The following is a 19,568-nucleotide window of genomic DNA, read 5'->3' on the forward strand; positions in this document are numbered from 1 at the left end:
GAGGTTGCGATGGAGCAGAAGTTCGTCAAATTCGAAGAGGCCGTCGAAAAGCTCGGAATCACTTCGGAGCGTCTCAACCAGCTCCGCGAGGATGGAGAGTTGCGGGCCTACCGCGACGGCTCCAGCTGGAAATTCCGCAGCGACGAAATTGAACGGCTCGCGACTGAGGGGATTCCCGATTCGCCCCCGCCGAGCGACATCAGCCTCATTGGCGCCGACGATCTGGTCGATTCCTCGCCGCTGGTCGGGCTCGACGATCTCGACGATTTGCAGCTCGCCGGAGACGACGACTTCTCCCTAGGGAGCGAGTTGGAACTCGCTGAGGACCAGGACGACACCGTTACGGCCGGCGGCAGCGATCCGCAGCTCAGCATCCACGATGAACCGGTCGAAGCGAACGACCCCTCCGATTCCATCTTGCTGAGCGAAGAAGAACTCGGCGAATCGCTGCCCGCGGCCAGCACGATTATCGGCCGCAGCAAGCAGAACTCGCCCGACGCCGACCTGGAGCTGGTGACGGAAGACGACCTGTCGCTCGACGGCAGCGACGTCGCCCTCGCCGGGGGCGCCTCGAACGTCCTCTCGGCAGGCGTTGCCGGTTCGGGCGTTCTCGACGAACTTGAAAAAGAGTCGGGCGCCACGAGCGCGTTCGAAGACCTCGAAGAACTGGAACTCGATCTCGCAGCCGAATCGAGCTTGGGCCTTGGCTCAGCCCAGCCGGTGGCTGCGGAAGAGAAGTCGAACTTCGCTCAGCAACTTGCTCCGCCCGATAGCGATCTGAAGATCGAAGACGACCTGGAACTCGACGACGGCACCGACCCGGTGCCGGAAATCGACCTCGACGCGGGCAAGGCAAAGGCGAACGCTGGCCCTACTTCCGATCTGGAACTCGCCACGGACGAAGACGACTTCGTCCTCGCGACCGACGGCGGCAGCGACATCACCCTCGACAGCGGCGACAGCGGCATCAATCTCTCGCCGTCGGACAGCGGTCTGGCGCTCGACGACATTCCGCTCGAAATCGGCGGCTCGGCGATTCTCGACTCGCTCACCCTCGGCGGCGGCAACGGCGAATCCGACCTCTCGCTCGTCGGCAGCGACATCAAACCGGCTGCCGCGCCCAAGCTGCAGACCGACGATTCGTTCCGGCTCACGCCGCTTAACGAAACTGATGACGATGGCGACAGCAGTTCGCAGGTGATCGCCCTCGACGCCGACCTCGGCGATTTGGGCGGCACGGAAGAGGCCGGCCTGCTCGGCGACGACGCCTTCGCAGAAATCGAAGGAGACGACGGCGTCGTCCTCAGCGACGACTACGGCGACGGCGCACCGGGCGAATTCGAAATGGCGGCGTTTTCCGGCGCTCCGGCGGCAGCGGCTCGCAGCCAGGGCGAATATTCGGTGATGAACATCGTCGGCCTGGCTTCCTGCTTCTTCCTGCTGATGTTCGCCGGCGTCCTGTCGCTCGACATGGTCCGCAACATCTGGAGTTGGGAAGACAACCTGACGCTCAACGATTCGCTGCTCGAATCGATTGGCGGCATGTTCGGGATGCGGTAGTTGGGCAAATCCTGCGTGCTGGGCGGCAAAGCCGCGACCGGTGGTCGCGGTGCGTCCATGCCGACGCGTATCGTCGTTTGTTCGATAATCTGTGGGTTCGAGCCGCGATTGAACTCGCTCCGGCGGGGGCGTTGCCCCGCGGCTACCAAGCGGCGATAGCGGTATCCCTGGGGAGGGGGACCGCCTTATAATGAGTGGCTGATTTGCTGCGCGGCGCCGGTGGTGCGCCGGGCAGGCCTTCCACCTCATTCCCGCCGATCCTGATGCCTACCAATTGCCGCTCCGGACGCGCTGTGCGTCCCGTCTGTCCCGGCTGGCTCGCTCTTACCCTTCTCGCGGCAATTGTCCCGGCTCTCGCCGGTTGCGGCGAGGATCCAAAAGTCACCACCTACGAAACCCCGGCGACCGAAAAGTTTCGCACGGTGGTCGACGTCGCGGAGGTCCGCGCCGGAACCGATCACATGCTCGCGGCGATCATCGCCGAGAAGGCGGCCGATCCGCAGCAGAGCCAAGCCTGGTTCTTCAAGCTGGTCGCCCGCGGCGAAGGGCTCGATCCGCTCCGCAAGTCGTTCGACGAGTTCCTCTCCACGGTGAAGCTGAACGGCGCCGGCAAGACGCCGAGTTGGACGCTCCCCGAGGGCTGGGGCGAAAAGCCGGCGAGCGCCATGCGGGTCGCGACGATCGAGATTCCGTACGAAGGTAAGACGCTGGAACTCGCCGTGTCGTCGCTGCCGCTGACGGCCGACTGGGAAGAGTTCCGCAAAGTGAACATCGATCGGTGGGTCGGCCAGATGCAGCAATCGAAGCTCTCTGCCGATGAGATCGCCAAGTTGGTGAAGGAGAAGCCGACGGCCGACGATGCGGTGCAGGCGACGTTCATCGAGCTCATCGGCGTCATGCAGCCGATGAGCGGTGCGATGCCGGGCGTCGGCGGAATGCCGGCGGGCCATCCGCCAGTCGCCGGCGCCGATTCGTCCTCAACCACAGACGCTGAAATGCCGGCCGGCACGGCTCCTGCAGCCGCAGCGCCCAACGCCCCGCCGGTAGCCGCGACGACCCCGCCAATGCGTCAGCCGATGCCCCCCATGGGCGGCGGCGGAACGCCGGCGACCGAAATGCCGAAGCCGAAGGAGTTCACTTACACCCCTCCCGAAGGTTGGCAGCCGGGCGTGATGAGCAGCATGCGGACGGCGGCGTTCAACGTCGTCGACGGCGATCAGAAGGCGGAAGTCACGGTGATGCCTTTCCCTGCCACCGGCATGATGGGCGACCCCGTGGCTCAAGCCCAACGCTGGGCCGGCCAGGTCGGTCTCACGATGTCGCCGGACGAAGTGAAAGCCGCCTCGAAGCCACTCCAAATCAGCGGCGCCGACGGCGAGTCGTTCGAACTGCTCGGCCCCGACAGCGAAGCGAAGCCGATGGGCATCCTCGCAGCGATGGTCAAGCAGGGCGACATGGTGTGGTTCTTCAAAATGACCGGCGACCGCACGCTCGTCGAAGCGCAGCGCGAACCGTTCAACAAATTCATCGAGTCGATCAAGTTTGCCGGCGACGGCAAGTAAACGAGGCGGCGAAGTATGGCGACAGTCGATCTCCCACGGCACGGTTCGATGGATCTCCCCGGCGATGGCGCGGGGCGCGTCGGCGGGCGAACCCAGCAGAAGCCGCTGCTCGTGCAACTGCTGACGCCGCTGGCGTCGCTGCAGCTCACGGTAATGCTGCTGTCGCTCTCGCTGTTCTTGGTGCTGGCGGGCACGCTCGCGCAAATCGACTACGACGTGTGGCGCGTCGTCGACGACTATTTTCGCACGCCAATCGCGTGGGTCGAGCTGAAGATATTCCTCCCGCGCGCGTGGGACGTGCCGAACATCCGCTTCCCCTTCCCGGGCGGTGAAATGCTCGGCGTCTTTCTGGCGATCAACCTGCTCGCCGCGCATGGGCTGCGTTTCAAAATCACCGCCCGCGGCAGTCGGTTGTGGGGCGGGCTCGCGCTGCTCGCCGCAGGCGTGGCGATCACTTATGGCGTGATTGTCAGCGGTTCGAATTCGACGATTGAAAGCGAGCTCCCGGAGTCGTTCCTCAACAACCTGTGGCACGCGATGCGGGCGGGCTTGGGCGCCGTCTCGCTAACGCTCGCTTACATCCTCGCACTCACGCGCCGCAAAGCGTGGGAATCGGCCGGCGTCTGGCTCTGGTGGTTCGGCGCTGCGGCTGCGGCAATCCTCATTGGCCTTGCCGTCTGGTTGTTCGCGAACCCCGACGTCCGCCTCGACGCCGCGGGCCTGCGCATCTTGTGGCAACTCGCGAAAGGAACCTCGGCGAGCATCGTCCTCGGCCTCGCCTGCTGGGCGTTGTTCGGGAAACGGGGCGGCGTCGTGCTGCTCCACGGCGGCGTTGCGCTGCTCATGTTCGGCGAACTTTACACCTCTCAATACGTCGGCGAAGCCCAGATGCGGCTCGTCGAAGGCGAAACCAAGGCGTACGCCGACGATACGCGGTCATGGGAACTGGCGATCACCGACGTCACTGATCCGAAGCGCGACGTCGTCTCGATCGTGCCCGGCGCGATCATCGACGCCGCGGCGCCGAAGATGGAATTCGTCGACGGCAAGGAAAAGATCGTCGACAAAGGGAAGCTGATCACCGACGAAGCCCTCCCCTTCGACATTCGCGTGCTCGAGGCGATGCCGAACGCTACGACCCGCCGCGCCCATCCGGGGGAAACGAGTCCCGCCAACGCCGGGTTCGGCCAGTTGCGGGTGGTCATGCCGCTGGAACTGAACAACGGCGTCAGCACCGGTTCGATTCCCGACGCCCCCGCGGCAGTCGTCGAACTTTTCAGGAAGGATGGCAAAACTGCCGACGATTCGACGTCGGTCGGCAAGTTCTTGCTGTGGTCGTTGCTCGGCGGCGAAGTGATCGAAGTCGACGGCAAGGTTTACAACGTCGGCCTGCGCTACAAACGCGTCCCGAAGAATTACTCGCTCACGCTCGATAAATTCAAGTACGAAACGTACGAGGGAAGCGTCACGGCGAAGAACTTTCAGGCGTTTGTTCGGCTCCGCGATCCCGCGCAAAACGTCGACGTTCCCCTGTCGGTTTACATGAACAATCCGATTCGCTATGCCGGCGAGACGATTTATCAGGCAAGCTACGATCCTGAAAATCTGCAAAGCACGACGCTGCAAATCGTCAGCAACGCCGGCTGGATGATCCCCTACGTCGCGTGCATGATCGTCGCTGTGGGGATGTTAATTCACTTCCTGCAAATGGTCGTGCGATTTGTCTATCGGCGTGAAAACGAGGCGATCAAAGCGGTCGAGGCTGGCGGCGACGTCGTCGTGCGGCGCGGGCTGAGCCTCTCCGACTGGGGACGCATGGAAGTCTGGATTCCGGCCCTGCTCGTCTTGCTCTTCGCCGGGTACGTCGTCGGCAAGTCGCGGCCAGCGAAGGAAGCGGCTGGCGAAGCCCAGATTCACGAATTCGCCAAGCTGCCAGTCGCCTACGGTGGCCGGACTCAGCCGATGGATTCGCTGGCCAGCAACGCCCTGCGGACCCTCTCGGGCAAAGAAACCTACGAGGATGCTCGCTTCGACAAGAAGCAGCCCGCCATCCGCTGGTTGCTCGACGTCATCACGCAAAGCAAGCCGGCTGCGCAGCACAAGGTGATCAAGGTCGAGAACCTCGACGTATTGCAGGCCCTCAAGCTGAAGCCAAGGCATGGATTCCGTTACAGTTTGGCGGAACTTTACGGCGGCGATAATCGCGCTGAACTGCAGCGGCAAATCGATCTTGCCCGCGAGGTTCCCGAAGCGAAACGCAATCTCACCCAGAAGAAGTTCGTCGAGCTGGGTCGCAAGCTAAGCGCCGTGTTCACGCTGATGGACGCCTTTGGCCCGCCGATCCTCGATGGGCAAACCGAGGATGAAGTGCGCGACAACATCCAGCGCACCGTTGCTCAAATCCAAAGCATGAACGAGGGGGGAGCCCCGCGACCCGTGCCGCCGCTCACCCCGGAGGCCGATTGGCGGACAATGCTGGCGGCCGAGATGGACACGCTCATTTCGAAGTTTGCGCCCAATGGCGGACGGCCCGACGACGCCGCCACTACGCTAAGAAAAATCCTCGACGCCTACGCCGACGGAAAGTCTCAGGACTTCAACACCGCGGTGGCCGATTACCGGAAGCTCGTCAAAGAACGAGCCGTGGCCGAGGCTCAGCATGAAGATGCGGCCGCGGTGAAAACGGACGCCGCCACGCGTAAGCCGGCCGAACGGCTTAACCTCGATCGCATCGGCTTCGAAGCCTACTTCAACAACTTCAGTCCGTTCACGCTCTGCATCGTCCTTTACATTTGCGCGTTCGTGCTTGCCGTGCTCGCGTGGCTTGGTTGGTCGGAAGGCTTCAACCGCTCGGCGAACTGGCTCCTCTGGTTCACGTTCGCGCTCCACACGTTTGGTCTGATCTGCCGAATTTACATTTCCGGCCGCCCACCGATCACCAATCTTTACTCTTCGGCGGTCTTCATTGGCTGGGCGGCGGTCTTCTTCGCACTACTGTTCGAAGTGATCTACAAGCTCGGCGTCGGCAACCTGCTGGCCGCGGCGCTTGGCTTCCCGACGATGATCATCGCCTACTACCTGACGTTCGATAACGACGGTGACACGATCGGCGTTATGCAGGCGGTGCTCGATACGAACTTCTGGCTCGCCACGCACGTCGTGTGCATCACGCTCGGCTATGCGACGACACTGGTGGCGGGGGCGCTCGGCATTCTGACGATCGTGCTTGGCCTGCTTACTGGCAAGCTCAACGAAGATCATCGCCGGCAGCTCACCCGCATGACCTACGGGACGATTTGCTTCGCGATCTTCTTCAGCTTCATCGGCACGATTCTCGGCGGCCTGTGGGCCGACGACTCGTGGGGCCGATTCTGGGGCTGGGATCCGAAGGAAAACGGCGCGTTGATGATCGTCATTTGGAACGCGATCGTGCTGCACGCCCGCTGGGGCAAAATGGTCGGCGAGCGAGGCCTCGCGGCGCTTGCCGTCTGCGGCAACATCGTCACGCTCTGGTCATGGTTCGGCGTCAACGAAATGGGCGTCGGGCTCCACTCGTACGGCTTCACCGAAGGCCGCCAGTTCTGGCTTGGGATCTTTATGCTGAGCCAACTGGCGATCATCGCGCTGGCGTACGCCTGGCCGCTAATCACCGCCGCGCCGAGCGGCGGCCCGCGCGACGGAGCAATGCCAGCCGCGTAGCGAGAATCGCCACACACAAATGCTCTGGCTCCCTCCCCCCTTGAGGGGAGGGCTGGGGAGGGGGTAGATCGCTGGTACCCGCTGCCGTCACCCCTCCCTAACCCTCCCCCTCAAGGGGAGGGGACCTCAGAGTTTCATTCTTCTGTGCTCCCCGTGGCTGGCTGTTGAATTAACTCGGCAGCGCGGGGCGAGAAGATGGCGTGACGCCGCAATCAACCGCGCTGCAAATCAAACAGCACCTGCTTCAAGCGATGCAGATGCCCGGCGCTCAGTTGCCACGACGGCGGCAGGTCGCTCACCTCGAACGCCTCCGGCGCCAGGAAGACCTGCGTCGGTTGTTCGTACCCGCGGGCGGTCGCCAGCGCGGCGAGCAGCCGCTGGCTCGGCAGGTCGAGCTCGTGGATTTGGCACAGCTCGCGGAATAGCTTCCACGAATTGTTGCAGTGAATCGACATGTCGTTGCGACGGCGCCAGTACAGCAGCATGGCCGTCACGATAGCGCCAAGCACCACGGCGATCCCGTAGGCCCACAGGTCCGACCAGTTGAGTCGTCGCCCCGACTGCGGGAAGTTGTCGCCGATTTCGCCCAATAAGGCGACGGCAAGCGTGACGTTGCCGCTCATGGCGCCACCCTCCCGATCACCGTCGGCTGATCGCCGCCAGGCACGTCGGCCCCGAGGGTTCGCAAACTGTTCCGCGCGGCCATCTGCACGGCGACGCTGCTGTCGCCGATCGCCGCAAGCAGCGCGTTTCGCACGTCGTCGGCCGTGCAGTACTGCAGCGCATCGGCGGCGGCCGTGCGGACCATGTGATCTTCGTCTTGCAGCCGTTCGATGAGCGCGTCGGCCAGCTTCGGCAGCAGCCCCATCGCGGCCGCCATCTCGATGGCCCGCAATCGATGCCGCCGCGCCGGATTGGCAAGCTCTGCAGCGAGCCGTGCGACGCTCGTTTGGTCAACCAGCGCGACCCGCACGCCCATATCGCGCCGTGCCGATTCGTCAAGCAAATCGAAACGGGCGACGAAATTATCGAACATGAATTCCCACAGCGCATCACGCGCCGCGGAACTGACCGCTTCGATCGGGCTCTGCACGAGTTCCAGCAGCTTGTTCATCGCGCCCGGGATTCGCCGCTCGCGCAGTTGTCGGACGGCGGCGGCTTGCACTTCGCCATGCTCGTCTTGCAAGGCTTGCAGGGCGAGTTGATTCGCACGTTGCCCGTTGATAGTCCGCAGCGCCTCGCAGGCGGCGATCCGCCCCTCGACCGGCCCATGCTTCATCAAGATTTCGGCGAGGCTCAGCTTATGATCCTCGCTCGTGCCCGACGCGGCCAGCATCCGCATCGCGGTCGCTTGCTGTTCGTCGGTCAACTGCGCCAGGATGGCCGGGTTCGCTTCACAGCAGGCGATGCCCTTCGTCCGAATGAGATTGCGCTGCAGCAACGCATTCTTCGAATCGAGCGGAATCGCCAGGAAGGCATCGATGAACGGTTGGTCGGTTCGCTTCGCGACGACGTTGCGTACCGCAGGCGGAGCTTCGCGGTAGGCGTACATTGTCGTCAAGAGCCGCAGCATGCTCGGGCTGATGCTCGCGGTCAGCGACTTGACGATGCTCTGGTGGCACGGGTGGTGCGGCGATTCCAAGATGCTGCGAAGCAACTTGCTGTCGGGCCCGGCGAGAACGACGAACGCTTCGAGCAACTCGGTGCGGTGATGCTGCCGGTAGCGCTCGACGGAGCGTTCCAAGCTCTCCAGCACGCAGTAACGAATGGTTTCTGGATCGCGTCCCAGCACAGGTTCGCGCTCGGCGGCCAGCCAGCGGCAAAGCTGGTCGACCAGGTTGAGCGTCAGCGATACCGCGGCATCGGCCCGTTCGCCGCAAGTTTGCTCGGCGACCATCACGAGCGTCGGCACGAGATCGTAATCGCCGGAAGCTTCGACAAATTCGTACGCGGCGCCGAACAGCTTGTCGTCGCCGTCGAGTAGCGCTTCGCGAAGGGCGACGCCCATGCGGCAACGCCCTTTTTCGACGATCAGTTTCTGCGACGGCGTTAGCACCTCCCAGTAGCGGAGTACGGCAAGATGCCCGACTTTGCTGCGGCGCGCGCAAAGCGCCCGCACGACGCCGTCGAAGACTTCAATCGACTGCGTGCCGAGCGCAGCAATTAGCGCCGGCGTGGCCGCCTCGTTGTGGCTCTTCGCCAGGGCGTCGATGGTTCGCTGGAGTGGATGCACCGGTGCTGGCTCGCGCGGGGCGAGGCCGACGAACGGGAAATGCAAGGTTCACAAATGCGCAGCGTCGCCGCGCACCGTGGGTTGACGCTGAAATCTACGCCGTGTGGGCGACCATGCCGCAGAAATCGACACGAAGTTACGACCGAATTGGCGGTTTCGCGCACGCCGCCGCTGTGGAAAGGTGCAGCCGAATTTCGCCGCCGGATAGCCGCTCTAATCGATACCGTCGGAATACGGGCCGCCGTGCCGGTCATTGCAACCCGCTCGGCGGTCGGCGAAACTGGAAGTCTGAGCTGAAGGAGCAGGCGTCGGACGACCGTTACGACGCCACCGCGGCAGGAAACGCGTGCCATGAAGGAGAGATCGACAATGACTGGCGAACGAACGCGCGACGCCGTGCTGGAGCAAGAGTTCCTGCCGCTGCGGGCCAAGATTCTGGAAATTGCGGCAGGCCTTGATCGGCTCGACCGCGCCCTCCCGGCCGGCGACGACGGCGGTCGCCGTGAACGGCTTGAAAAGGCGATCCAATTGCTGCTGGCCGAGGACCCGAGCCGCGCCGCCCGCGTACAGCTCCTCTTCAGCCGCGACTACGACGAACAGTGGCGCACGCGCCTTGAGGTGTAACCAACGCGAGCAATAAAAGCCGCCGGCTCCGCCGGTGGACGAACCGTTTTCGATCCCAGATCCATAACGCCCACCGCAAAACCGGTGGCTTGAAACGGCGGCGAACAGCGCGGTGTACTACATCGACCCCCATATCCACATGGTCTCGCGGACCACGGACGATTACGAAACGCTCGCCAAAATGGGCTGCGTCGCCGTCAGCGAGCCGGCCTTCTGGGCTGGCTACGATCGCGGCAGCGTCGACGGCTTTCGCGACTATTTCGAACAACTCACCGCGTTCGAACCGAAACGCGCCGGTTGGTACGGCATCCAACACTTCACTTGGCTCTGCATCAACGCCAAGGAAGCGGAGAACGTCGCCCTCTCCCGCGAAGTGATCGCGATGATCCCCGAGTTCCTCGACCGCCCCGGCGTGCTCGGCATTGGCGAGATCGGCCTCAACAAGAATACCCGCAACGAAGCGACCGTATTCCTCGAACACATCGACCTCGCGGTGAAGACGAACGAGCAGATTCTCATCCACACCCCTCACCTGGAAGACAAATACCAGGGGACGCGGATGATTCTCGACATGCTCACCGGCGACGGCCGCCTGCAACGCGACCGCGTGCTGGTCGATCATGTTGAAGAGCACACCGTCGGGCTGGTGCTCGACCAAGGCTTTTGGGCTGGAATGACCCTCTACCCGGTGAGCAAATGCACCCCGCAACGGGCGTGCGACATGGTCGAAATCTACGGCCCCGAGCGGCTGCTGGTAAATTCCGCCGGCGACTGGGGCCCGTCGAAGCCGACCGCGGTCCCCGATTTCATCATGGAGATGCGCAAACGCGGCCACGCTGAATCGCTGATCCGCCGCGTCGTCTACGACAACCCGCTGAAGTTCTTCGGGCAGAGCCGCGGCTTTCGGTTTGAAGAGAAGAAGTGACCCGCGAATCACGCGAATTTTCGCGAATAAGCAATGCAGTGATCGCTTGTCTATTCGCGCCAATTAGCGTCATTCGCGGGCTTTCTCTTAGAGCCCGAACTGCCGCAGCACGATTTCTGCCACGTCGGTGTCGGCCGTCGGCCCTTCGACGAAGACGCCCTTCTGCGAGCTGAGTAGCACGCCGCGTTGGGCGGCGTCGTTCGCCGGCGCACCGTGCGAGCCTTTGACTAGCGTGGCATCGAGCGGGATGCCACGCGTCGCCGGGTCGAAGAACATCTCCACGGGGTCGTAGCCTGGCTTGCGGTGGATGTCGACGCTGCGGGCGAACTCTGGCGCCCGCGCGTCGTCGTTCCACCAGTAATACGCCTGCCAGCTGTTCGGCTCGCTGACGACGACAAGCTCGCCGCTCCGCTCGTGGTTGAGATCGTACTGCGGGGCATTCTTCGGTTCGAACACCTCTGCAACGCCCTTGAGCCTTTCAAACAGCGCCCGTACTTCTTTGATCGTCGCCGCATCCTGATCGCGGACGAAGATATGCGAGAATTGGTGATCGGCCAGCGCCCACGCGCGGCTCGCCGCGAAGTCGATCAACTCGCCGCCGTCGACTTCCTTCACCGTCAGCAGCCCCGCGTCGCGGAGCAATCGGTTGGGGTAAATCACGTGATCAACCGCGGTGATGACATACTCGCTGGCTACGAGCCATAGCGGTTTCGCATCGCCATAGGCCGTGGCGAACCCATCAACCAGCCGGCCAATCTCCGCATCGAGATCGACGAGCGCTTGTCGCGCCTCGGGGCTATCGGGCCCGAACTTCTGCGGCGCGTAGTCGAGATGCTGCATGTACAAGTAAAAAAAGTTCGGCTTGAACTGCTCGGCCGCCTGAATCGCCGACGAGACGATCCACTCGGTCGACTTGATGTTCGACATCGGCCCCCAGTAGTTCATCAGCGGGAAGTGGCCGAGCTTCGCGAGGAAGTCGCCGTACAGCATCTCGGGCTTCGTGTAGCACCACAGCGACTCGCTGCCGTCGGGGTTGTGTACCGGCGCCGGCAGGCAAACGTAATCGGCCCCGCAATGCTTCGCATGGAGCGGGAACCACACCGCCGACGTCACGCCAGGCGCCTGCTCGTGCAGCGTATCCCAAATCTGCGGCCGGTCGACGCACTCGTTCGGCGTCGTCCACATCTCGACCGCCTGCCGATCGCGCCAGTAAAAACCGTTCGCGATGACGCCATGCTCGCTCGGCGGCGTGCCGGTGGTGATGCTCGACTGCACCGTGCAGGTGACGGCGGGAAACGTCGGCGCCAGTTCCGCCTGATCGCCGCCGGCAGTGAGCGCCGCCAACCGCGGCATGTGAGCGAGATCCTGACGACGCAGGCCAGGGACGGTGAGCAAGATGACGTATTCGGGCATGGCTATTTTCTTTTTAGCCGCAAAGAGGCGCAAGGGACGCAAAAAATGGGTGCAGAGTCTTGCAGTGACCTGGATTGCTTACCTTTTTTGCGTGCTTTGTGCCTTTTCGCGGCTACCTCTTCATCAATGGTGACAAAAATTCAAACGCCAGTTTCGCCACGCGCGGCGCGTCGTGGCTATGGCGGCTTAGTTCCACGTGAACGCCGCCATCATAGTCGACCTCGCGGAGCGCCGCGATGATCGACGGAAAGTCCATTTCGCCGTCGCCGAACATCAGGTGATCGTGCACCCCGGCCCGCATGTCTTCGATGTGAACGTTGACGATCCGCTCGCCCCAACGGCGAATCACGTCGGCGATCGGCGTTTCGTTGAGGCAGTGGAGGTGGCCGACGTCGAGCGTCAGCTGCAGCCGCGGCGAATCAACGCGATCGAGCAGTTCCGCGAACGAACCCATCGTGTCGATCAGCATCCCCGGCTCGGGCTCGAAGCCAATCGTCACGTCGCGACGTTCGGCATAGTCGACGACGCGCTGCAGCCCCGCCGTGAGATCAGCCAGCGCCGCATCGCGACCCGCCGCGTGATGAACGACGCCCGCCCAAAGCGAGACGCAATCGCTGCCGAGGAACTTCGCCGCGTTGATCGCCCGCTGCAGAAAATCGATTCGCCGTAGGCGATCTTCTTCCCGCTGCGACACGAGCGTCGGCTCATGTTTTACATGTGGATCGAGTAGGAACCGCGCGCCGGTTTCGATGACGCTGCGCAGCTGGTACTTCGCCAGCAACTCCGCTGTCGCGTGCAACTCTCGCTCAAAATCCGCGGCAAACGGATTGAGCGAACCATGATCGAGCGTGATCGCGACGCTGCGGTACCCGATGCCCGCCAACACCTCCAGCGCCGCCGGCAGGCTGTGGTGGGCGAAGCCGTTAGTGACGTAACCGAGGTGCATGGGCGTGAGTGGGCAGTGGGCAGTGGGCAGTGGGCAGAAGATGTTTGTGAGTGGCGTGTGGCGTCAATCTTGTTTTTGCTGGGTGACTATTTTAATCCCTCCCCTAGCCCCTCCCTTCAAGGGAGGGAGATTCTACTGCCGACTGCCGACTGCTTTTACGTCATCGCCGCCCAACGCGCGATAATCAACGTCGGAATCAACAAACAAAGCACCGCCAACCCCGCGATCCAACCGGCGGCCAGCGTCGCGGCAATCGCGTCGATCACAATAAATCCCTGCAATAGCCGCGTTACCACGTTGCGAATGTGCAAGCTCCGCGCAAAGTTGCCCACCATTTCGCTCCGCGCCACATAGGTGAGGCCCACTGTGTACGCTCCGATCATCACGGCATACGCGAACGGCACGACACGGTGTGACAGATCAATCGCCACGCTCGCCCCCAGCAACACGTTGAGCACCCGGCACCAGCCCATCGCGTACGGCCCGAATCGCGTCTTCTTCAGCCCGCCGTCGTACTGCACCACCGCGATCGCCAGCAGCACGCCGATAAGCCCCGGCGCGATGTTCGCCTGTTGGTAGCTAATCGCGAGCGCGAGCAAGACGCCGATCGCCAATAGCGACCAGCCAACTAACCCCGCGACGCCGCGCGGAATTCGCCCCGAAGGAATCGGCCTCTCCGGCCGTTCAACGCTGTCGATCTCGGCATCAAAAAAGTCGTTCAGCACCATGCCGGCGAGATACAAGCAGGCCGAACTCGCCACAAGCGCGGCGAGCGCCTCCGCCGGTTCAAAACTGCGCTGCACGATCAAAAATCCGGCCAGCACGTTCGAGGCCGCGGTAAAAACGTTGGCCGCACGCAGCAGTTGCCACCAGGCGAGCATCCGACCAGGCTGCGCGACGCTGCTCATGACGGGGAAGTCTCCGGCACGCCAAGGTCGCGGAGGGCACGGGTGAGAAATTCGCGGGCTTCCCGCGCCGCGGGGTCGGGGCTCACGCCGTAGGGGTACAGTTCCACCGTCAGCCAGCCGTCGTAGCCGGTCTTTTGAATCTCCCGCAACGTCGCCGGGAAATCGATCGCCCCCTGCCCTGGCACCATGTGCTGATGGATACGAGTGTCGGCGATATCTTCCAGGTGATAGTGGACTGTGTGGTCTGCCATCTTCGCAACCCAGTCTTGCGGGTCCTCGCCGACGCAGTACGCATGGCCGACGTCGAAGTTCAGTCCCAACTGCGGCGAGTCGATCCGCTCGACGAACTCCAGGTACTCGTCGAATCGCTCGATTAGCAGGTCAGGCTCCGGCTCGATGAGTAGCCCGACGCCGAGTTGTTCCGCCACTTCGAGGCACGGCATCAGCTCGTCGTAAAAAATCTGGCTCGCATCGGCCCGCGACTGCCCCGGCGCGAGTTGCCCGCCTGGTTCAGTGGTGATGTGCGGCGCGCCAAGTTGGGCCGCCAGCTTGAGCGCCCGCTTCGTATGCTCGCGGCGGATCGCGCGGTAGTGCGGATCGGGATCGGTCCACCCCGGATGCCAATACGGCTGCCGCGGATCGGCGACGGCGTTCATCATGAACGCGTTGATGTTCGAAATCGTCAGCCCCGAGTCGGCGATCGTCTGGCGGATCTCTTCGAGTTGCTCCGGCAACATCCCCGCGGGCCACGCATGCGGCACGTCGGCGAGAAGCTCGATCCCCTCGTAACCGATTTCGGCAATCCGCCGCACTGTTTCCTTTAGCGTGTAGCGAAGATAAGCGTTGGAACTAAAGGCAAGTTTCATACGGCGGCAACCGCGACTGGGCTGAGGATGGGTAAGCTCCCATTTTAGCCTGCGAAGGGGGCGGAAGTTACCCCTGTCAACGCACGGCTGAAGGTCACCGCACCGCCTAAGGTCATTGCGGCATTGGAGGTCAACGCAGCATTGAAACGTCATTCCGAGCGGAGCGAGGAATCTAGAAGCAGTTTCGATCCGCCAGATCCGGGATGACGCCCGCTGTGCAGCCCTACGTCGCCGTCGCCAATCTGCGGGCTACGATCGCCACCTGCCGTTTCCCGATACGGGTGAGAATCAGCGTCGCCGCATCGTCGCCGCGCAGTTTCAGATCGCGGCGAAATTTTTCAGGGTCGATCGTCACGCCCCGTTTCTTCACCTCGAGCTTCCCGACGTTGCGTGCGGATAGCCAACTCCCCACTGCGGCAACACGCAGCGGGAAGACTTCCTCGATAGCGAAGCTCGCAAGCAGCGGATCGGCAATCGGTTCGTCGCCGGTGAGATAAACGCCCCCCGCGCCCAGCGACGTCAACTCATGGTGCTCGGCGATCGCACCCAGTAAGTGGGCGGCGATCAGCGACGGGTCGGGATCGTACACGTAACGTAGTGGCTCGTTTGCGGCGACGCAGTCAATTTCTACCTCGCCGACGAAGCTCGCGCTCTGCGAACCGCCGAGCGCGATCGTCGCCCGCCGCTGTCCCGGCGCGAGCGCGAGCTGCCCGAACCAAGCGACCAGCTGCCGGCACTCGCGCTGCGAGGTGATCCATTCGAGTTCACCCTCGCGTTCCCAATCTTTGGGAGGCGTGCTGGCTGGCGAGAGTTTAACGGCGCCGTCGGGCGCGGCGGCGCGCCACCGATCGATCACCTCCGGACCGGGCGAGTGATTCTCGAGCGTCGTCGATCGCCGCCCATCCGCGCGGCGGTCTGGATCGACATGCCACGCCTCGCCTGCATCCGGCGTCAGTTCGGCCACATCCCCCTCGCGAACTTCGCCCTGACTCGCAATCACCCCGACCGCCATCGCGGCCGCGGCCAAGTTTTGCTCGGCGAGCAGCCGCACCACCGGCGACGAATCCCAACCAATCGCCGGTCCCGCCGCCGCGAGCGCTAGCAAATCGCCGCCAATCCCGCAGCAGTAATCGTGCACCAACCGCCCTGCCCCATCCGCTCGAAACCGCGCCGCCTTGTAGGCCGCGATTTCCCCGTCAGTCGCCTGCTCGAGCGCCACCGGCGCGAAGAACATCCGCATCGCGAGCGGGCCGAACTTCTGCACCCCGCGGCGTCGCAAGCCAATCTGCTCGAGCACCAGCCGCGCCCGCTCCGGCGTGAACTGCTTCCGCAGTTCGTTCTGCTGCTGCAATTCCGACCGCGGGTCGTCGGCGTACGCTGCGAGCGCCGCAGCCGCCGCTTCGTCGCCCGTCAGCCACGCATAGTCGTCAAGGTTTACCATAGCGTGGGTCGTGCGAGTGTCGCCGAAGTGGGGTCGCGACGCCTGCTACGCGCGTCGGGGATGTGGCGCGTTTAGGCGTGGAGTAAGGTGCGGCGGCGCTTGAGCGTCAAAGCAAGTTGCAGTCGCGAAGTGGTCGAACAGGATTCTAGGGGGGAGGGTCTATCGTACTCACCACCTCGCGAGCCGGGGAGCGACGGGGAAGATGATCTCACGAACTTTAGCCATGCCCGCGCTGCTGGCCGCATCGGTGGCGGTTCCCTACGTCGCGACGAACGCCCCCGAATGGGCCGAGCAAATGCGCAAACCGGCCGCGACGGCTCCCGCGACGCCGGCTCCGGCCGCCTCTGCGCACAATGCAGCGGCCGCCGTAGCCCCCGCCGCCGGCGCAACTCCAGCCAATAACGCCGCGAACTCTACGCCTGCCTCGCCGTTTGCCCACGCCGCCACGCCGCTGCTCCCCGCACCGACGCCGCGGACGTCGGCGATGACCTACGCGCTCCCCGAAATCTTGCGGTTCGACGTCACGAAAGAGTGGGTCTACCAGCGCTGGGATCGAAAATCGACGGCGCTCGCCGATCTCGATCTTTTCGGCGTCCGCGTCCCGCTCGTGAGCGGCACGCAGGTGTACGACATTGCCGGTTCGCTCACCTACTTCTTTGGCGCCGACGGACGGGTGAAGCGGATTTCATTCCGCGGTTGGACCGGCGATACGACGCAACTGGCGATGCTACTGCACCAACGCTTCGGCCTGCAGGCGGTGCCGACGGTGATCGCCGGCCAACAGGTCCTGCAGGTCCGACAGGGAGACGACGTCATCAGCGAACTCCGCACGCAGGTGGCGTCGATCCTGAACACCAGCAACCCGCACGACAGTTTTACGGTGGAGTTCGAACTACAAGACCCCGCTACGGCCAAACCGCTGAAGCCGCAAGTTGCGTCGGTCTCGACGCCTCCGCCGGCGGCGCCGGGCACGTCGACGGTTCCCGCAGATCCAAAGGCTGCCACAGCCGCTAAGCCCGCCGCCGAGGAGGCCAAGCCGACCGAAACGGCTCAGGCGGAGAAGAAGGAAGAGCCAGCCGCGGAGAAAAAGTCGCTGTGGGAATCGTTCCGTCCCCGCAGCCGGGCAAGCGAGGGGCAGCTCAACCAGCTCAATCGCAACGGGATTTATTAGCAGTCGCCCGTAGCGATCAAGAAACCAGCGCGCTCACGGTCGTAAGGCAGCATTCCAATTTTCGTTGAGCGCTTGCTGACCGTGGCCCTGGACGACGAGGGCACTGTTGGCCAACGGCTATTAGTTTGAGAAGGACTCGATCTCCGCCAGCAGCTCGGCGACGTCTTCAGGGCAGCGGTCGGCGATTTCGTTGGCTTCCCAACGGTCGTCCGGTTTGGCGAAGAGTTCGATGGTTGGCTCGGCCTCGCCAAGCTCGCCGGGTTTCGTTGCTTGCCGCAGTAGCCAGCTCTGCGTTCGCAAGGCAAGCTCGCCATGCTTGCCGATGGCAACAACGCGATCGCGCGCGGACGCCAACGGTGAGGCATCGCCCGGCGACGGCGGGAGGGAACAGCCGAGCCATTCGAGCAGGTAGGGCGCGAGGTCGGCAGGCTGGGCAAGTTCGCTCGCACGCGGCGGCGCAACTGGCGCGCCGTCAGGCCGACGGAGCAAGCAAGGAATGTGCGTCACTTCGCCGTAGAGGTCGTGGACCTCGCTTCCCGCGGCGCCATGTTCACCGAGGGCGAAGCCGCGGCAGCCGATGACGACGACCGCCGTCGAGTCGGCGAGTCCTGTTTCAGCAAGCATGTCGATCAGCATACCGACGCACTCGTCGAGAATCGCCGTTTGCGCGGCGTAGGCGGCGCGTTGCAGCAGCAACTCGTCGAGGTTCGCCGTTTCCAAACGTAGCGGCGGCGTCACGAACGTCGGTGCCTCTGGGTCGTCTTCGTCGAGGAGCGATTGGCGGAGTTCGAGCGGGGCGTCCCACGCGCCGTGATAGCCGCGGGCATGGAGCCAGAGTAAGCGGGGAGGCTCGGCGCCAGCTGTCGCTGAATCTCCCGCGACGCTCCACTGTTCGAGTTGGTCGGCGGCGATCGCAAAGAGCTGCGCGAGTTCCGTGTCGGCCATGCTCTCAGCCGTCGCGGGATGGGGAAACTCAAGTGCGCGGACATCGCGGAAGCCAAGTTGATCGCCTTGCTCGGCAAGCCAAACGTCGTCGGTGGTGAGCGACGTCGCGACGCCTGCTGCCAGGAGTTGCGGCAGCAGGCCGGCGGGATGCGCGGCGGCAAGGGGCTTGAGGTTCGTCGGTTCGACGCCGTCGTGCGGTGCAGGTGCGCCGAGCCAGGCGGCGCGGTAAAACCCGGCGAGGGCCGGCGAATCGACCATCATCCAATCGAACAACAGCGACTCGCTCGCAAGCCGATCGAGCGCGGGGGTCGGGTGCCAGGTGTTTCCGTAGGCGCCGAGGGCGGAAGCGCGGAGTCCGTCGACGGCAATGACAATAGCGTGGCGTGGGGGCATGGGGCCACTATATCAAAATGAACGCCGCGAAACTGCGAGCAGTTGGGTAAACGCTAGTGCGGGGCGAGCGCCCGGCGACGCCAATCTTGCCACACCAACTGCGGAAAGACCCAGGCATCGCGAAGGTAACGCTTCGCGAGGCGGCCCGGTTCGCTCGAGAGGCGGTGGAGCCATTCGAGGCCGACGCGGCGCATCCAGCGCGGGGCGCGGCTCTTTTCGCCGGCGAGGAAGTCGATCGTGGCGCCGACGCACAGGGCGACCTTCGCTTGCAGCTCGGCGGCGTGGGCGTGAATCCAAAGCTCTTGCTTGGGCGCGCCGAGACCGAGGATCAACAGATCGGGCTGAGCGGCGGCGACGGCGGCGAAGATTTTTTCGTTCTCCGCCGGGTCTTTCTCGAAGCCCATCGGCGGCGAGAGCGTGCCGACGATTTCAACATGCGGCCAGCGAGCGATGACGTTCGCGGCGGCCCGTTCGGCGACGCCTGGCGCGGCGCCGAGCAAATAAACCCGCAGCGGCGGCTGGCTTTGTTCAGTGTCGGCATTCGCCCGCTTGAACAGCGCCGGAGCGAGGTCGCTGCCGGCGACGCGCTCGGGAAGCGCGCGGCCAAGCAATCGCGAGGCCCAAATCACCGGCGCCCCGTCGGCGAGGATCAGCGACGCGTCGGCGTACGACGCGCGGAGCGCGGCGTTCGTCTGGTACATCACCGTGTGATCGACGTTCGGCGTCACCACGTACTGGCAGCGACGCTCGCGGGGCGTGCGACACCAATCGAGAATCGTGCTGATGCTCTCAGGCATGTCGAGCGCGTGGATCGTCATACCGAACAGGTTGATTTGGGGGATGGGCATTGGAGTGTCAATTGGCAGTGGGCGGTTGTCAGTG

At 63.8% G+C, this 19,568-nt stretch carries 15 protein-coding genes; 6 read left to right on the forward strand and 9 right to left on the reverse strand.

Annotated features, from left to right (window positions below):
• The first annotated feature begins 9 nt into the window (after positions 1–9).
• The 3 genes from ACQY7R_RS01310 (at position 10) to ccsA (ending at position 6,821) form a co-directional block, all read left to right on the forward strand.
• Positions 10–1,560, forward strand: a complete 1,551-nt coding sequence (locus tag ACQY7R_RS01310; protein ID WP_428303795.1) for a helix-turn-helix domain-containing protein — start codon at positions 10–12, stop codon at positions 1,558–1,560.
• 293 nt (positions 1,561–1,853) lie between these two features.
• On the forward strand, positions 1,854–3,122 hold the full coding sequence (locus ACQY7R_RS01315) for a hypothetical protein (protein ID WP_428303796.1): 1,269 nt from the start codon (positions 1,854–1,856) through the stop codon (positions 3,120–3,122).
• Between the two features lie 15 nt (positions 3,123–3,137).
• Positions 3,138–6,821 (forward strand): cytochrome c biogenesis protein CcsA, encoded by a 3,684-nt coding sequence (ccsA, locus tag ACQY7R_RS01320; protein WP_428303797.1) that lies wholly within the window; start codon positions 3,138–3,140, stop codon positions 6,819–6,821.
• Positions 6,822–7,033: 212 nt separating this feature from the next.
• Here ccsA and ACQY7R_RS01325 read toward each other — a convergent pair whose 3' ends face one another.
• Together ACQY7R_RS01325 and ACQY7R_RS01330 are read right to left on the reverse strand one after the other, a co-directional pair.
• Complete coding sequence (locus tag ACQY7R_RS01325; protein ID WP_428303798.1) at positions 7,034–7,444, reverse strand: hypothetical protein; 411 nt, start codon at positions 7,442–7,444, stop codon at positions 7,034–7,036.
• Complete coding sequence (locus ACQY7R_RS01330) at positions 7,441–9,099, reverse strand: HEAT repeat domain-containing protein (RefSeq protein WP_428303799.1); 1,659 nt, start codon at positions 9,097–9,099, stop codon at positions 7,441–7,443. Before ACQY7R_RS01330 ends, ACQY7R_RS01325 begins: the two co-directional genes overlap by 4 nt.
• 324 nt (positions 9,100–9,423) lie before the next feature.
• On the opposite strand from ACQY7R_RS01330, the gene ACQY7R_RS01335 reads away from it, so the two are divergent.
• Together ACQY7R_RS01335 and ACQY7R_RS01340 are read left to right on the forward strand one after the other, a co-directional pair.
• Complete coding sequence (locus tag ACQY7R_RS01335; RefSeq protein ID WP_428303800.1) at positions 9,424–9,678, forward strand: hypothetical protein; 255 nt, start codon at positions 9,424–9,426, stop codon at positions 9,676–9,678.
• Positions 9,679–9,790: 112 nt separating this feature from the next.
• Positions 9,791–10,603 (forward strand): TatD family hydrolase, encoded by an 813-nt coding sequence (locus ACQY7R_RS01340; protein ID WP_428303801.1) that lies wholly within the window; start codon positions 9,791–9,793, stop codon positions 10,601–10,603.
• 87 nt (positions 10,604–10,690) lie between these two features.
• Here ACQY7R_RS01340 and ACQY7R_RS01345 read toward each other — a convergent pair whose 3' ends face one another.
• The 5 genes from ACQY7R_RS01345 to ACQY7R_RS01365 form a co-directional block, all read right to left on the reverse strand.
• Positions 10,691–12,016, reverse strand: coding sequence for an alkaline phosphatase family protein (locus tag ACQY7R_RS01345; RefSeq protein WP_428303802.1), 1,326 nt, complete (start codon positions 12,014–12,016; stop codon positions 10,691–10,693).
• A gap of 112 nt (positions 12,017–12,128) precedes the next feature.
• Positions 12,129–12,962 carry a sugar phosphate isomerase/epimerase family protein gene (locus ACQY7R_RS01350; protein ID WP_428303803.1) on the reverse strand — a complete coding sequence of 278 codons (834 nt, stop codon included), beginning with the start codon at positions 12,960–12,962 and terminating at the stop codon, positions 12,129–12,131.
• A gap of 155 nt (positions 12,963–13,117) precedes the next feature.
• On the reverse strand, positions 13,118–13,870 hold the full coding sequence (locus ACQY7R_RS01355) for a UbiA family prenyltransferase (protein WP_428303804.1): 753 nt from the start codon (positions 13,868–13,870) through the stop codon (positions 13,118–13,120).
• Complete coding sequence (locus tag ACQY7R_RS01360) at positions 13,867–14,736, reverse strand: sugar phosphate isomerase/epimerase family protein (protein ID WP_428303805.1); 870 nt, start codon at positions 14,734–14,736, stop codon at positions 13,867–13,869. The genes ACQY7R_RS01355 and ACQY7R_RS01360 overlap by 4 nt, the downstream gene beginning before the upstream one ends.
• Before the next feature lie 223 nt (positions 14,737–14,959).
• Positions 14,960–16,177 (reverse strand): THUMP-like domain-containing protein, encoded by a 1,218-nt coding sequence (locus ACQY7R_RS01365; RefSeq protein WP_428303806.1) that lies wholly within the window; start codon positions 16,175–16,177, stop codon positions 14,960–14,962.
• A gap of 202 nt (positions 16,178–16,379) precedes the next feature.
• Between ACQY7R_RS01365 and ACQY7R_RS01370 the strand changes: the two genes are divergently transcribed.
• Entirely contained in the window at positions 16,380–17,348 is a 969-nt protein-coding gene (locus tag ACQY7R_RS01370; protein ID WP_428303807.1) for a DUF6690 family protein, read from the forward strand.
• Positions 17,349–17,468: 120 nt separating this feature from the next.
• Here ACQY7R_RS01370 and ACQY7R_RS01375 read toward each other — a convergent pair whose 3' ends face one another.
• Together ACQY7R_RS01375 and ACQY7R_RS01380 are read right to left on the reverse strand one after the other, a co-directional pair.
• Positions 17,469–18,686 (reverse strand): sulfatase-like hydrolase/transferase, encoded by a 1,218-nt coding sequence (locus ACQY7R_RS01375; RefSeq protein ID WP_428303808.1) that lies wholly within the window; start codon positions 18,684–18,686, stop codon positions 17,469–17,471.
• A 53-nt stretch (positions 18,687–18,739) separates the two neighbouring features.
• Complete coding sequence (locus ACQY7R_RS01380) at positions 18,740–19,534, reverse strand: WecB/TagA/CpsF family glycosyltransferase (protein ID WP_428303809.1); 795 nt, start codon at positions 19,532–19,534, stop codon at positions 18,740–18,742.
• Positions 19,535–19,568 lie beyond the last annotated feature (34 nt).

It is taken from the genome of Lacipirellula sp. (assembly GCF_965279485.1).
In the GTDB taxonomy this organism is placed as follows: Bacteria; Planctomycetota; Planctomycetia; order Pirellulales; family Lacipirellulaceae; genus Lacipirellula.